This window comes from Bacillus sp. 05T21, assembly GCF_056396785.1.
The window spans coordinates 1-14,099 of sequence record NZ_JBFTMD010000030.1; the positions used below are offsets into that span (position 1 = coordinate 1).

Sequence of the window (14,099 nt, forward strand, 5' to 3'; positions counted from 1 at the left end):
GTGATGATGGCAGAGAGGTCACACCCGTTCCCATACCGAACACGGAAGTTAAGCTCTCTAGCGCCGATGGTAGTTGGGACCTTGTCCCTGTGAGAGTAGGACGTCGCCAAGCAAGATAAAAACACAAGTCTTTTGACTTGTGTTTTTTTGTTTTTAAACGGTACATGAAAGAAGTAAAGGGAATACATAAGTAATACAAACACGTTGCCCAAGAATAAATCATATTATATAAGAAATTGATGTATATTTTCCGGAAATTTGTTAAGGAATAGAGGTATATAATATGTTTATTTAAAAAGGGAGGAAAGATTATGAAATTACCAAGTGAAATTTGCATCGTTTGTGAGACAAAAAGAGGGGAAGGAATATATGTATATAATAATTTAATATGTTACGAGTGCGAAAGAAATCTGGTGAATACTGAGACAAATGACCCGAAGTATATACATTATTTAAAACAACTGCGAAAATTAGAAGTATCATATTTTTAAATAGGCATTATGCCTATTATTTTTTTTGCCCTAATATCTGTATAATAGATACACAATGAATAATAAGGAAGAGATATATATGAATCAAAATCGTATGCCTTTATATGAGGCGCTAATGGAATTTAAAGAAAGGCGACTACTATCTTTTCATGTTCCGGGTCATAAGAATGGTTTAAACTTCCCTCAGAAAGCTTCAGGGGGGTTTAAGGACATATTATCAATTGATGTAACAGAGTTAACAGGATTAGATGATTTACATAGCCCGTTTGAATGTATTGATGAAGCACAGCAATTATTAGCTGAAGTATACGGCGTGCACAAAAGTTATTTTTTAATTAATGGTTCAACAGTTGGAAATTTAGCAATGATTTTGTCTTGCTGCGGCGAACATGATATTGTCCTCGTACAAAGAAATTGTCATAAGTCGATCATTAATGGTTTGAAATTAGCAGGGGCGAATCCGGTCTTTTTAAATCCATGGATTGATGAAGTACATAACGTACCAGTAGGTGTTCGTGATGAAGTTATTAAGGAGGCAATTACAAAGTATCCAAATGCAAAAGCACTTATTTTAACACATCCTAATTACTATGGTATGGGCATTGATTTAGAGGCAAGTATCGCTTACGCACATGCACATAAAATTCCTGTTCTAGTAGATGAAGCCCATGGGGCGCATTTTTGTATAGGGGACCCCTTCCCGAAGTCAGCATTAGTTTATGGTGCGGATATTGTGGTTCATTCCGCACATAAAACATTACCTGCGATGACAATGGGATCTTATTTACATATAAATAGCCATTTGGTGAGCGAAGAAAAAGTTTCCTCCTATTTAAGTATGCTACAATCTAGTAGCCCATCGTATCCAATTATGGCTTCTCTTGATATAGCACGTTTTGCAATAGCAGTTATAAAGGAAGAGGGCCATGATGAAATCGTTGAGTTTTTACGCCGATTTAAAGAAGGATTGCGATTTATCCCACAAATAGCCATTTTGCAATATCCATCGCAAGATGAATTAAAAGTTACGGTGCAAACTCGCTGTCAGTTATCGGGGTATGAATTACAGTCTGTATTTGAAAAAGTCGGTATATATACGGAAATGGCAGATCCATATAACGTCCTACTTATATTACCGTTACAAGTAAATGAGGGGTATATGAAAGCTATAGAGATCATTCGATTAGCTATGCAGCAATATAAGGTAAAAGACAAGACAGCATCAATTCGTTATACTTATAAAGGGGAGATTTCCCCTTTACCGTATACGTATAAACAATTAGAGAGATACGAAACGAAGTTAGTATCTATAGAAGAAGCCGTTGGTATGATAGCTGCAGAAATGGTGATTCCGTATCCACCTGGAATTCCATTGATCATGTATGGAGAGGGAATTACTCAAGAACATACAAAGCAAATTACTCATTTAGAGAAAACAGGGGCTCGTTTTCAAGGTAGTACGAAATATATGAACGTGTATGATATAGAAAGTAGGTTTTAGGATGAAGGGATTATTTGTAACAATTGAAGGGCCAGAAGGTTCGGGTAAAACAACATTAATTAAAAGTTTATTACCATATTTTGAGCAAAAGGAACAAAAGGTAATGGCGACCAGAGAACCGGGTGGTATTGCAATTTCTGAAGATATTAGAACAATTTTACATAAACAAGAGTATACGATGATGGAAGCACGTACAGAGGCGCTCTTATATGCTGCTGCACGTAGACAACATTTAGTGGAAAAAGTTATGCCAGCACTTGAGGAAAACTATCTTGTACTATGTGATCGTTTTATAGATAGCTCTTTAGCATATCAAGGATATGCAAGGGGCTTAGGTATGGATAAAGTATTTGAAATTAATCGTTTCGCAACGGAAGATTGTATGCCTAGTTTAACAATCTATTTAGATATTGAGCCAGAGGTAGGTTTAGCACGAATTGGAAAAGATGCAGGACGTGAAGTAAATCGACTAGATATGGAAGATATCTCTTTCCATAAACGTGTGCGTGAAGGGTATTTACAAGTTGTAGAGCGTTTCTCTAATCGCATTGTATTAGTAAATGCTGATCAACCAATGAAAAAACTTATAGAAGAAGTTGTTCAGATTATAGAAGATAAATTGTTATAATAGAAGGAAAGAATGAAATAAGTGAGGTATGCAGTATGATAAATACGTGGGAGCAGCTTTCTGTTATACAGCCCATCGGTGTCAAAATGTTGATGAATAGCATTGCAAAAGAGCGTATATCCCACGCTTACTTGTTAGAGGGAGGGAAAGGGACTGGGAAGTTTGCCACAGCAATTCAAATGGCAAAAAGTTTTCTCTGTTCACAAAGAAATGGTGTAGAGCCTTGTCATGTATGTACGAATTGTCGCCGAATTGATTCAGGTAACTACCCAAACTTACATATTGTAAAACCAGATGGATTATCTATTAAAAAACAGCAAATTCATGATTTACAAGAAGAGTTTTCAAAAACAGGATTAGAAGCAAATAAAAAAGTATATATTATTGAGCATGCAGATCGTATGACAGCAAATGCAGCGAATACGCTCTTAAAGTTTTTAGAAGAACCAAGTAGTGATACAACAGCTATTTTACTTACTGAACAAAGTCATCAGATTTTAAATACAATCTTATCTCGTTGTCAAGTTGTTACGTTTAGGCCGTTGCCTACAGAATCTTTAATTAAGAGGTTAGAGGAAGAAGGTATTACAGTTTCTTTATCTACACTTGCTGCGCAGCTTACAAATAGTTTTGAAGAAGCTTTATTAATGTGTAATGATGAATGGTTTGCACAAGCGAGAGCTTTAGTGATAAAATTATGTGAAGCGCTCGAAAAAGATAAGGCCTCTATTTTTTTTGTACAAGAAAAATGGGGGAAGCACTTTGGAGAGAAAGAACAATTACAGCAAGGCTTAGATATGTTACTCCTTATTTATAAGGATTTATTATATGTTCAACTTGGAGAAGAAGATCGTCTTGTTTTTCATGAGCAGAAAGAGATGTTTGAATCCTTTTCTTATGCTCAGAAGCGCATTGTATCAGCTCTCTTTAATATATTAGAGGCAAAAAATAGAATCAACGCTAATGTAAATGCGCAGCTTGTGTTCGAACAGTTAGTGTTGCGGTTGCAGGAGGGATGACCGTTTTGTATGATGTAGTAGGTGTTCGCTTTAAGAAGGCCGGAAAGGTATATTACTTTGATCCAAATCAGTTCGATATCTCAGAAAATGAGTTTGTAATTGTAGAAACGGTAAGAGGTATTGAGTACGGAAAAGTAGTTATTACCAAAAAGCAAGTTGATGAAAATGACGTTGTATTACCGCTAAAAAAAGTTATTCGTATTGCAAATGAAAATGATCGTACCATTGTTGAAGAGAATAGGCATGCTGCGAAAGAAGCATATCAAGTTTGTCAACAAAAGGTAGGAGAACATAATCTTGATATGAAGCTTGTAGATGTAGAGTATACGTTCGATCGTAATAAGATTATTTTTTACTTTACTGCGGATGGCCGGATTGATTTCCGGGAACTAGTGAAAGACTTAGCGGCAATTTTTAGGACAAGAATTGAGCTGAGACAGATCGGCGTTCGTGACGAAGCAAAAATGCTTGGTGGTATTGGTCCATGTGGTCGTATGCTTTGTTGTTCTACTTTTTTAGGAGATTTTGAACCTGTATCCATTAAAATGGCAAAGGATCAAAATTTATCATTAAATCCTGCAAAAATCTCTGGTTTATGTGGTCGCTTAATGTGTTGCTTAAAATATGAGAATGATGAATATGAGGCAGCAAAGGAACAACTTCCTGATTTAGATCAACGTATACAAACACCGCACGGTACTGGCCGTGTTATCGGATTAAATATTTTAGAAAGATTAATTCAAGTGGAACTAGTAGACAAGGAACGGATAGTAGAATATACGTTAGATGAATTAATGAATAAAGGGGTCGTTTCGAGTCAAACCACAGATTAATGAGGTGGGTGCTTGTGGAGAAAAAGGATATTTTTGCATCGGTTTCTAGTATGGAAGAGCAAATTGGACATTTATACAAACAGTTGGGGGAATTAAAACAACATCTTGCAGAATTATTGGAAGAAAACCAACATATAAAAATGGAAAATGAAAATTTGCGACATCGTTTTGAAGAAGTGCAGAACAAGGAAAAACAAAAAACTCAAAAGCGCAAAGAAATGAAGGCGAAGACAGATATTGGTGAAGGCTACGATAATCTAGCGAGACTATATCAAGAAGGTTTTCATATTTGCAATCTACATTATGGAAGTGTACGTAAAGAGGGAGATTGTTTATTCTGTCTGTCATTTTTAAATAAAAAGTGAGATTACCTTTCCAATATAATTGGAAAGGTAATTTTTTATACATGAGAGTAGAATGAAATTTATTTTTACATTAATAGAAGATGAAATAGGATAGGTTAAGTGTAAGAAAGGGAGCAATATATGAATTTATATGAAGATGAGCGTTTAGATTACTTATTAGCGCAAGATATGAAGATTGTACAAAGTCCATCAGTATTTAATTTTTCTTTGGATGCTGTTTTACTTGCAGATTTTGCTTGGGTGCCAATTCAAAAAGGTAATTTACTTGATTTGTGTACAGGTAACGCAGTTATCCCTCTTTTATTAAGTACAAGGACAAAAGGGAAAATTACAGGTGTAGAAATTCAAGAGCGCTTATATGATATGGGAATAAGAAGCGTTCAATACAATAATTTAGAAGAAAGAATTCATTTAATCCATGGAGATTTGAAAGATATGCCGGAGAAACTTGGACGTCATCAATATGATGTTGTAACATGTAATCCTCCTTATTTTCAAACACCACAAACTTCTGAGAAGAATATGAATGAACATTTAGCGATAGCTCGTCATGAAATTATGTGCACACTAGAAGATGTTGTATACGCAAGTAGCCAGCTAGTGAAACAGGGTGGGAAAGTAGCATTTGTACATCGTCCAGGTCGTCTGCTCGACATCGTCACATTAATGCGTAAATACAAAATTGAACCGAAACGTGTGCGATTTGTTTATCCTAAGGCTGGTAAAGAAGCGAATACATTGTTAATTGAAGGAATTAAGGATGGGAATGCAGATTTAAAAATCTTACCACCTCTTTTTGTATATGAAGAAAACAATGAATATACAAAGGAGCTTCGTTCAATTTTATATGGAGAAGAATAAGCATTGTTTTTATGTGGTGGAGTGTTCTGATGGGAGTTATTATGCTGGATACACGAATCATATAGAAAAACGGATTCAGACCCATAATAGTGGAAAAGGTGCTAGATATACACGCGCTAGACTTCCAGTTGTTTTAAAATATGTAGAGGATCACGAGGATAAACGAACGGCTATGCAAGCTGAGTATCACTTTAAGCAGTTAACGAGGAAAAAAAAAGAAGAATATATGCAAAAAGGAGAACGCTATGTGGCAGCAAAAAAGCTTTCAGCAAAATGAAAAGGGAGTTTTATATTTAGTACCGACTCCAATCGGAAATTTAGAGGATATGACATTTCGTGCAATCCGAATTTTAAAAGAGGCAGACATTATTGCAGCGGAAGATACAAGGCAAACGAAGAAACTTTGTAATTACTTTGAAATTGAAACACCAGTTATGAGTTATCATGAGCATAATAAAGGAGTAAGTGGACGGAAAATTTTAGATAAGTTAGAAGAAGGTAAGACTGTAGCCATTGTGAGCGATGCTGGTATGCCATGTATTTCAGATCCTGGTTATGATATCGTTGTAGAGGCTGTAGCAGAACAATATCATGTTATCCCGCTTCCTGGGGCAAATGCAGCCCTTACAGCATTGATTGCATCAGGACTTGAGACAAAACATTTTTATTTCTATGGTTTCCTGCAAAGAAATAAAAAAGGACGTAAGCTTGAATTAGAAAAACTACGCTATATTCCAACTACAATGATGTTTTATGAGGCGCCACATCGTTTAGATGATACTTTAATCTCTATGCAAGAAGTATTAGGAAATAGGGAAATCGTATTATGTCGTGAGCTAACGAAAAAATTTGAAGAGTTTATTCGTGGAACAATTGAAGAAGCGATTGAGTGGACGAAGCAAAATGAAGTTCGTGGTGAGTTTTGTATTTTAGTAGCAGGTTCAACAGAAGAACCTACTCCAGAAGAAAAATGGTGGGAAGCTATTTCAGTATATAATCATATTGAACATTATATAAATGAAAAAGGTATGAATTCAAAAGAAGCGATAAAAACAGTCGCTAAAGACCGAGATTTGTCGAAACGAGACGTATATCAAATCTATCATGTGGATAAAAAATAAGCTTCTCATAATTGAGAAGCTTATTTTGCTGTTTCGATATAATCTTGAAGTTCGTTTAAGACTTGTTCAGCGCCTTCTTTACTTAAGATAATTTTACCTTCAGCTAAAGATAGGTTACCATCAGATACTTCACCAGTTACTTGGCAAGTCATGTTTGGTTTATATTTCTTTAAGATGATTTTTTCATCATCAACGTAGATTTCAAGAGCATCCTTTTCTGCAATACCTAAAGTACGGCGTAATTCGATTGGAATTACTACACGACCCAATTCATCAACTTTACGAACGATACCAGTAGATTTCATAATTCTTTTCCTCCTAAATAAATAGTTTATAAGTTTCGAGTCTATTTTTTTGATTCGTCATTTTTCGACAAAATACCCTATGGACATATGATACCAATCATTTACATTTCCGTCAATTATTAAATTCTATATTTTAAAAAAAGATTTATAGATTTTTATACTTCTTATATATGATAGAATGTAAGTCATTTCTACAATTGTTTTGTATTATTTTTTGTAATATTTATACTTTTCGGGAAATATATTGTATATTTTTTTTGAATATGAGTAATAGATGATAAAGATATCGAGCATTAACTCGTTTTATCCCGCTATTTGCGAGCAGTAAGACTCCCACTTCAAAATTTAGCCGGAGCAAAGAAGTTAAGTGGGAGTCGGGCTGCTCGTAAAATCCCGATTGGTGTGGGCTAATAATCCATGGGGGATGAACCCTCTTCACGGATTAAAGTTTCACTTTATATATGAGTTTTTGATATACTGTTTATAAATACATATGAGGTTATTCGGGAGGTCCAAAACGATGAAAGAGGAAAATAAGTCCTTTTATATTACTACCCCAATTTATTATCCAAGTGGAAAGTTACACATTGGACATGCTTATACGACAGTAGCAGGAGATGCGATGGCACGATATAAGCGTATGCAAGGATACAATGTTCATTATTTAACAGGAACTGATGAGCATGGACAGAAGATCCAAAAGAAAGCAGAAGAACTAAATGTTACACCACAGGCATATGTGGATAACATTGTATCAGGGATTAAAGAACTTTGGGAGAAGATGGATATCTCTTATGATGATTTTATTCGTACAACTGAAGATCGTCATAAAGATGTTGTTGAGAAAATCTTCAAGCAGCTAGTAGATCAAGGCGATATTTATCTTGATGAATATGAAGGTTGGTATTCTGTACAAGATGAAACATTCTATACAGCGCATCAATTAGTAGATCCAATTATGGAAGGTGACAAAGTAGTTGGTGGAAAAAGCCCAGATAGTGGTCACGCTGTAGAACTTGTTCGCGAAGAGTCTTATTTCTTTAGAATGGGTAAATATGTAGACCGACTATTAAAGTTCTATGAGGATAACCCTCATTTCATTCAGCCGGAGTCCCGTAAAAATGAAATGATTAATAACTTCATTAAACCAGGATTAGAAGATTTAGCGGTTTCTCGTACTTCATTTGACTGGGGAGTTCGTGTTCCAGGTAACCCAAAACACGTTATTTACGTATGGGTAGATGCGTTGTCTAATTACATTACTGCATTAGGATATGGAACAGAAAATGAAGAGAAGTATAAAAAATTCTGGCCAGCAGATGTCCATTTAGTTGGGAAAGAAATCGTTCGTTTCCACACAATTTATTGGCCAATTATTTTAATGGCTTTAGATTTACCACTTCCGAAGAAAGTCTTTGCTCATGGCTGGATTTTAATGAAGGATGGAAAAATGAGTAAGTCAAAAGGAAACGTAGTAGATCCAGTTACATTAATTGATCGTTACGGATTAGATGCATTGCGTTACTACTTACTTCGCGAAGTTCCATTTGGATCTGATGGAGTATTCACACCAGAAGGATTTGTTGAACGAATCAACTTTGATTTAGCGAATGATTTAGGTAACTTATTAAATCGTACAGTAGCTATGATTGATAAATACTTTAACGGGGAAATCCCTGCATTTAAAGCAAATGTAACTGAGTTCGATGAAACGCTAGTGACATTTGCCGAAGATACATTGAAAAAAGTAGAAGAGGCAATGGAGAATATGGAATTCTCTGTAGCGCTAAGTTCCATTTGGCAATTAGTTAGCCGTACGAACAAATATATTGATGAAACGCAGCCGTGGGTATTAGCGAAGGATGAGAATGATCGTGAAAAACTTGCGTCTGTAATGTCCCACTTAGCTGAGGTACTTCGTCAAACAGGTATTATGCTTATGCCATTCCTAACAGTAGCACCAAGTAAGATGTTTGCTCAACTTGGACTTACTGAAGAGGCGCATAAATCTTGGGAAAGCCTATCTACAATTGGATGTATTCCAGCTGGAACAAAAGTAGAAAAAGGAAACCCAATTTTCCCTCGTTTGGAAATGGAAGTAGAAGTGGGATATATTAAAGAACAAATGCAAGGTTCTGCTCCTAAAGTAGAAGAGAAAAAAGCAGAAGAACCAAAGGCAGAAGAAATTACAATTGATGATTTCTTTAAAGTAGAATTACGAGTAGCTGAAGTAATATCCGCTGAACCTGTGAAAAAAGCAGATAAGTTGTTAAAAATTCAGCTTGATTTAGGTACAGAGAAGCGCCAAGTGGTTTCTGGGATTGCTAAATTCTATTCCCCAGAAGAACTAAAAGGTAAAAAGGTTATTTGTGTAACGAATTTAAAACCTGTAAAATTACGTGGTGAATTATCACAAGGTATGATTTTAGCAGGTGAAGAGAATGGCGTATTGTCATTAGCATCAATTGACCAGAATTTACCAAATGGTGCAAAAATCAAGTAATTGAGACAAGAAAAGAGATGTTTCACGTGTAACATTAGTGAAGCGTCTTTTTTCTTTTTACATTCCGTTTTTTGCATTAAAATTGAAGTATTGTTATCGTTAAGTTAGAAAGAGTGTAGTTTTTCTATGAGAGAATTGATTTCAATATAAAAGGAGTTATTTATTATGTTGTTTGATACACATTCACATTTAAATGCAGAGCAATTTGAAGAAGATTTACAAGAAGTTATCGCGAGAATGAAAGAAGCGGGAGTTACATATACAGTTGTTGTTGGATTTGATGAAGTAACGATAAAGAAAGCAATTGAATTAGCAGAGGCTTATGATTTTATTTACGCTGCAGTTGGATGGCATCCTGTTGATGCAATCGATATGAAAGAAGAACATTTAGCTTGGTTAGAAGAATTAGCGGCTCATCCTAAAGTAGTTGCAATTGGGGAAATGGGATTAGATTATCACTGGGATAAGTCTCCAAAGGAAATACAGAAGGAAGTATTCCGTAAACAAATTGCATTAGCGAAAAAGGTGAAATTACCGATTATTATACATAACCGCGATGCAACTCAAGATATTGTTGATATCCTAGAGGAAGAGAATGCAGCTGAAGTAGGGGGCATTATGCATTGCTTTAGCGGTAGTGTAGAAGTAGCGCAGCGATGTGTCGATATGAACTTTTTAATTTCATTAGGTGGGCCAGTAACATTTAAAAATGCCAAGAAACCGAAAGAAGTTGCTATGGAGATTCCGTTAGAAAAATTATTGATAGAGACAGATTGCCCGTATTTAACACCACATCCATTTCGAGGGAAACGAAATGAACCTAGTTATGTAAAACTGGTAGCAGAAGAAATTGCGAATTTAAAAGGAATTTCTTATGACGAAGTAGCACAAGTAACAACAAAGAATGCCAAAGCCTTATTTGGTGTTGAATAAAAAAGAATGGGGAGTCCCATTCTTTTTTTGTTTTTTGAGAAGAGAGATAATAGAAGTGATAAGAACCCACTATTTACGCATAACATAAGTGTAGAAATACTGCGGATAAATTAAGATGGAGATAGAAGTGTTACAATAAGGATAGTGAACAAAGATTTTTCTCTTCTACTTTTTAAAATGTAAGATTGGGAAAATAATAATGGAAAAGTCGTCATTTTTTTGTTTTACTAAGTAGAGATGAAAAGAGTGTGGAGGCAAGCATGAAAATTAAAGAGATTATCGTTGTAGAAGGTAAAGATGATACAGTTGCGATTAAACGTGCTGTTGATGCGGATACAATCGAAACGAACGGTTCAGCAATCGGTGATCACGTTATTGAGCAAGTTAAATTAGCGCAGCAAAAACGAGGCGTTATTATTTTCACAGATCCAGATTATCCTGGAGAGCGTATTCGAAAAATTATTTCTGACAAGGTTCCTGGATGTAAGCATGCTTTTTTAACGAAGGAAGAAGCACTTGCTAAAAGGAAAAAAGGTGTTGGAATCGAACATGCTTCTAATGAGTCGATTCGCCGTGCTTTAGAGAATATACATGAAGAAATGGAAGCTTACACAAGTGAAATTAGTTGGAGTGATCTAGTCGATGCGGGCTTAGTGGGCGGAGAAATGGCAAAGAGTCGCAGAGAAAGAGTGGGTAAGTTATTAAAGATTGGTTATACAAACGCAAAACAGTTACATAAACGTTTACAAATGTTTCAGGTTTCAAAGGAATCATTTACAGAAGCTTATAAGCAAGTAATACAGGAGGAAAAAAAATGAAGGATATCGCAACACCAAATCGTACGAAAGACATTGTTGAAAAGTATGGATTTTCATTCAAAAAAAGTTTAGGACAAAATTTTTTAATTGATACGAATGTATTAAATCGTATCGTTGATCACGCAGAAATCGGTTCAGAAAGTGGCGCAATTGAAATTGGACCAGGTATTGGTGCGTTAACAGAGCAATTGGCAAAGCGTGCTAAAAAAGTAGTGGCTTTTGAAATTGATCAGAGATTATTACCAATTTTAGACGAGACGTTAGCTCCATATAGCAACGTTACAGTTATAAATAAAGATGTACTAAAAGCAGATGTACATGAAGTGTTTAGTGAGCAATTTGAAGAAGGACAAGATGTAATGGTAGTAGCTAACTTACCATACTATATTACAACGCCAATTTTATTTAAATTGCTTGAAGAAAAATTACCGGTTCGTGGATTTGTTGTTATGATGCAAAAAGAAGTTGGGGATCGTTTAGCTGCTAAACCAGGAACGAAAGAGTATGGTTCTTTATCAATTGCCATTCAGTATTATACAGAGGTAGAAACAGTTATGACTGTACCGCGTACAGTGTTTGTGCCACAACCAAATGTTGATTCTGCGATTATCCGTCTTCTAAAGCGTCCTAAACCAGTTGTAGAAGTGACAGATGAAACTTTCTTCTTTGAAGTAGTACGAGCAAGTTTCGCACAGCGTCGTAAAACTTTAATGAATAATTTATCAAATAATTTAAATGGTTTCCCGAAAGATAAAGAGATGTTGGATCGAATTTTGACAGAAGTAGGAATTGATCCGAAGCGAAGAGGCGAAACGCTATCTATCGAAGAGTTTGCAACATTAAGTAATGCATTAATTCTTCATAAATTGTCATAAGAATATGAAAGGGACAGTTCAACTTGAGCTGTCCCTTTTGTCACCTTTCCTTTCCTAAATTCATACTTTAAAAACAGGTAAGATGGCCTAACGAGTTTGGAGTTTGGAGGTAGGAGAATGGCTTTACATGTTGGAGAATTAGTTGAACGATATTCTCATAATAGGGATATTCTTTTTCGTATTATAGAAATAAAAGGCGATATGGCAATATTATTTGGAGAGGAAATTAGACTTGTGGCGGATGCACCACTTGCAGATTTAGTTAGTATAGATCAACGAGAACATAAAAATAGAGTGAAGCGTGAAAAAGAAACGATAGAGCGTACTTACCGGTTGTTTCAGCAAGATTACGTGTTGATGAAACAAAGACATGAACATACTTCAACTGGTGGATATACAAGTGAAGTGAATTATTTTCAAATGCCAGGACGTGTATTGCATATAGATGGAGATCCTTTATATTTGCGCAAGTGCTTAGATTTATATAATAAAATAGGCGTTCCTGTTCAAGGTATTCATTGTAAGGAAACGGAGATGCATGAAAAGGTAGTAGACTTAATAGATCATTTTCGCCCAGACATTTTAGTTATTACAGGACATGATGCATATACAAAGTCAAAAGGAGTTATGGGAGATTTAGCGGCATATAGACATTCTAGACATTTTGTACAGGCTGTTCGAGAAGTGCGAAAAAAATATCCATCATTGGATCAACTCGTTATTTTTGCTGGAGCGTGTCAATCACACTTTGAGGCGTTGATTCGAGCAGGTGCTAATTTTGCTAGTTCACCGTCTAGAATTAATATTCATGCTCTAGATCCTGTATATGTAGTTGGCAAAATTAGTTTCACTTCATTTATGGAAAGAGTAAATGTATGGGACGTTGTGCGTAATACAATTACTGGCGAAAAAGGACTAGGCGGAATTGAAACAAGAGGGATTTTACGAACAGGATTGCCCTTTCAACATTATGACGAATGAGCAAGGTACATACGTATCTTGCTTTTTTATGTGGAAATGATTTAAATGAGTCTGGATAAAAAGCGGCAAGAACGTGCAGACTATACAATGATACTTTTAGAATATAGTATTTCTTCTATCTATTTGAACGCATGATGCTTTTATAATGATATTGTCTGTGAATTGCGGTTAATAATTGGGATAGATATATCGTGTTTTAAGTGTTCAATCTAAATTACAGCGAGGTGTAGCAAAGTATATGTCAAAACGTTTAGATGAAATTAAAAGCGAATTAGATCACCATCTTGGACAGCGACTTATGTTAAAGGCAAATAGTGGGAGAAGAAAAACTGTGGAGCAATCAGGTGTACTTGCAGAAACGTATCGTTCTGTGTTTGTTGTACAATTAGACCAGCAAGAAGATGCATTGCAACGTGTATCTTATAGTTATGCAGATGTTTTAACAGAGACAGTAGAGCTAACATTTTACGATGAATCTCAAAATGAAGTATTTTATAATTAATGTATTTTTTGTTACATATATTCCCATAAATGAAAAGCTATATTATTTTGCATACTAATTATACCGTAGCAAAATAAGGAGGGACTCTGCATTGAGTAGACGAAGAGGAGTCATGTCAAATCAATTTAAAGAAGAGCTTGCAAAAGAGCTTGGCTTTTATGATGTTGTTCAGAAAGAAGGATGGGGCGGAATTCGTGCGAAAGATGCTGGTAATATGGTGAAACGTGCTATAGAAATTGCAGAACAGCAATTAATGAAACGAAACCAGTAGTTGTAAGATACTTTCTATGCTACGGTAGCCGAGGAGAGATTCCTCGGCTTTTTGCACGCTAAAAGGTGCCATCATTTGACATAAGTAGTTTC

17 protein-coding genes and 1 rRNA gene are annotated in these 14,099 nt (G+C 35.5%); 17 read left to right on the top strand and 1 reads right to left on the bottom strand.

The window, feature by feature from the left end; translation table 11 throughout:
- From rrf to rsmI, 10 genes are all read left to right on the top strand, one after another.
- Positions 1–112, top strand: a 5S ribosomal RNA gene (rrf, locus tag AC1DKZ_RS28465); the annotation flags it as partial.
- Between the two features lie 199 nt (positions 113–311).
- Positions 312–491, top strand: a complete 180-nt coding sequence (locus AC1DKZ_RS28470) for a sigma factor G inhibitor Gin (RefSeq protein ID WP_002091596.1) — start codon at positions 312–314, stop codon at positions 489–491.
- Positions 492–570: 79 nt separating this feature from the next.
- Complete coding sequence (locus AC1DKZ_RS28475) at positions 571–1,992, top strand: aminotransferase class I/II-fold pyridoxal phosphate-dependent enzyme (RefSeq protein ID WP_476997570.1); 1,422 nt, start codon at positions 571–573, stop codon at positions 1,990–1,992.
- A 1-nt stretch (position 1,993) separates the two neighbouring features.
- Positions 1,994–2,620: a dTMP kinase gene (gene tmk, locus AC1DKZ_RS28480; RefSeq protein ID WP_002009634.1), complete on the top strand. Its 627-nt coding sequence runs from the start codon at positions 1,994–1,996 to the stop codon at positions 2,618–2,620.
- Positions 2,621–2,655: 35 nt separating this feature from the next.
- On the top strand, positions 2,656–3,639 hold the full coding sequence (holB, locus tag AC1DKZ_RS28485; protein WP_113938530.1) for a DNA polymerase III subunit delta': 984 nt from the start codon (positions 2,656–2,658) through the stop codon (positions 3,637–3,639).
- 5 nt (positions 3,640–3,644) lie between these two features.
- Positions 3,645–4,472, top strand: a complete 828-nt coding sequence (locus tag AC1DKZ_RS28490; protein ID WP_002009637.1) for a PSP1 domain-containing protein — start codon at positions 3,645–3,647, stop codon at positions 4,470–4,472.
- 14 nt (positions 4,473–4,486) lie between these two features.
- Positions 4,487–4,837 (top strand): DNA replication initiation control protein YabA, encoded by a 351-nt coding sequence (gene yabA / locus AC1DKZ_RS28495; protein WP_002009639.1) that lies wholly within the window; start codon positions 4,487–4,489, stop codon positions 4,835–4,837.
- 120 nt (positions 4,838–4,957) lie between these two features.
- The gene (locus tag AC1DKZ_RS28500; protein WP_002138893.1) at positions 4,958–5,698 is read left to right on the top strand and encodes a tRNA1(Val) (adenine(37)-N6)-methyltransferase; all 741 of its coding nucleotides are present in this window, start codon (positions 4,958–4,960) and stop codon (positions 5,696–5,698) included.
- Positions 5,685–5,975, top strand: coding sequence for a GIY-YIG nuclease family protein (locus AC1DKZ_RS28505; protein WP_002130207.1), 291 nt, complete (start codon positions 5,685–5,687; stop codon positions 5,973–5,975). Before AC1DKZ_RS28500 ends, AC1DKZ_RS28505 begins: the two co-directional genes overlap by 14 nt.
- Entirely contained in the window at positions 5,944–6,819 is an 876-nt protein-coding gene (gene rsmI / locus AC1DKZ_RS28510; protein WP_219300699.1) for a 16S rRNA (cytidine(1402)-2'-O)-methyltransferase, read from the top strand. The genes AC1DKZ_RS28505 and rsmI overlap by 32 nt, the downstream gene beginning before the upstream one ends.
- 20 nt (positions 6,820–6,839) lie before the next feature.
- Here rsmI and AC1DKZ_RS28515 read toward each other — a convergent pair whose 3' ends face one another.
- Complete coding sequence (locus AC1DKZ_RS28515) at positions 6,840–7,124, bottom strand: AbrB/MazE/SpoVT family DNA-binding domain-containing protein (RefSeq protein ID WP_000843037.1); 285 nt, start codon at positions 7,122–7,124, stop codon at positions 6,840–6,842.
- A gap of 520 nt (positions 7,125–7,644) precedes the next feature.
- On the opposite strand from AC1DKZ_RS28515, the gene metG reads away from it, so the two are divergent.
- From metG to sspF, 7 genes are all read left to right on the top strand, one after another.
- Positions 7,645–9,627: a methionine--tRNA ligase gene (gene metG, locus AC1DKZ_RS28520; protein WP_476997571.1), complete on the top strand. Its 1,983-nt coding sequence runs from the start codon at positions 7,645–7,647 to the stop codon at positions 9,625–9,627.
- A gap of 165 nt (positions 9,628–9,792) precedes the next feature.
- On the top strand, positions 9,793–10,560 hold the full coding sequence (locus AC1DKZ_RS28525) for a TatD family hydrolase (RefSeq protein ID WP_002091591.1): 768 nt from the start codon (positions 9,793–9,795) through the stop codon (positions 10,558–10,560).
- 260 nt (positions 10,561–10,820) lie between these two features.
- Positions 10,821–11,378 (top strand): ribonuclease M5, encoded by a 558-nt coding sequence (rnmV, locus tag AC1DKZ_RS28530; protein ID WP_476997572.1) that lies wholly within the window; start codon positions 10,821–10,823, stop codon positions 11,376–11,378.
- Positions 11,375–12,253: a 16S rRNA (adenine(1518)-N(6)/adenine(1519)-N(6))-dimethyltransferase RsmA gene (gene rsmA, locus AC1DKZ_RS28535; RefSeq protein ID WP_476997573.1), complete on the top strand. Its 879-nt coding sequence runs from the start codon at positions 11,375–11,377 to the stop codon at positions 12,251–12,253. Before rnmV ends, rsmA begins: the two co-directional genes overlap by 4 nt.
- Before the next feature lie 117 nt (positions 12,254–12,370).
- Positions 12,371–13,234, top strand: coding sequence for a sporulation peptidase YabG (gene yabG / locus AC1DKZ_RS28540; protein ID WP_476997574.1), 864 nt, complete (start codon positions 12,371–12,373; stop codon positions 13,232–13,234).
- Positions 13,235–13,472: 238 nt separating this feature from the next.
- Positions 13,473–13,736, top strand: a complete 264-nt coding sequence (gene veg, locus AC1DKZ_RS28545) for a biofilm formation stimulator Veg (RefSeq protein ID WP_002009653.1) — start codon at positions 13,473–13,475, stop codon at positions 13,734–13,736.
- Between the two features lie 91 nt (positions 13,737–13,827).
- A complete protein-coding gene (gene sspF, locus AC1DKZ_RS28550) occupies positions 13,828–14,007 on the top strand; it encodes an acid-soluble spore protein SspF (protein WP_002094215.1) in 180 nt (59 codons plus the stop codon).
- Positions 14,008–14,099 lie beyond the last annotated feature (92 nt).

Coding starts and splice junctions, on each gene's coding strand:
- AC1DKZ_RS28470 (WP_002091596.1), top strand. CDS start 312: ATGAAATTACCAAGTGAAATTTGCATCGTTTGTGAGACAAAAAGAGGG.
- AC1DKZ_RS28475 (WP_476997570.1), top strand. CDS start 571: ATGAATCAAAATCGTATGCCTTTATATGAGGCGCTAATGGAATTTAAA.
- tmk (WP_002009634.1), top strand. CDS start 1,994: ATGAAGGGATTATTTGTAACAATTGAAGGGCCAGAAGGTTCGGGTAAA.
- holB (WP_113938530.1), top strand. CDS start 2,656: ATGATAAATACGTGGGAGCAGCTTTCTGTTATACAGCCCATCGGTGTC.
- AC1DKZ_RS28500 (WP_002138893.1), top strand. CDS start 4,958: ATGAATTTATATGAAGATGAGCGTTTAGATTACTTATTAGCGCAAGAT.
- AC1DKZ_RS28505 (WP_002130207.1), top strand. CDS start 5,685: ATGGAGAAGAATAAGCATTGTTTTTATGTGGTGGAGTGTTCTGATGGG.
- rsmI (WP_219300699.1), top strand. CDS start 5,944: ATGTGGCAGCAAAAAAGCTTTCAGCAAAATGAAAAGGGAGTTTTATAT.
- AC1DKZ_RS28515 (WP_000843037.1), bottom strand. CDS start 7,124: ATGAAATCTACTGGTATCGTTCGTAAAGTTGATGAATTGGGTCGTGTA.
- metG (WP_476997571.1), top strand. CDS start 7,645: ATGAAAGAGGAAAATAAGTCCTTTTATATTACTACCCCAATTTATTAT.
- AC1DKZ_RS28525 (WP_002091591.1), top strand. CDS start 9,793: ATGTTGTTTGATACACATTCACATTTAAATGCAGAGCAATTTGAAGAA.
- rnmV (WP_476997572.1), top strand. CDS start 10,821: ATGAAAATTAAAGAGATTATCGTTGTAGAAGGTAAAGATGATACAGTT.
- rsmA (WP_476997573.1), top strand. CDS start 11,375: ATGAAGGATATCGCAACACCAAATCGTACGAAAGACATTGTTGAAAAG.
- yabG (WP_476997574.1), top strand. CDS start 12,371: ATGGCTTTACATGTTGGAGAATTAGTTGAACGATATTCTCATAATAGG.
- veg (WP_002009653.1), top strand. CDS start 13,473: ATGTCAAAACGTTTAGATGAAATTAAAAGCGAATTAGATCACCATCTT.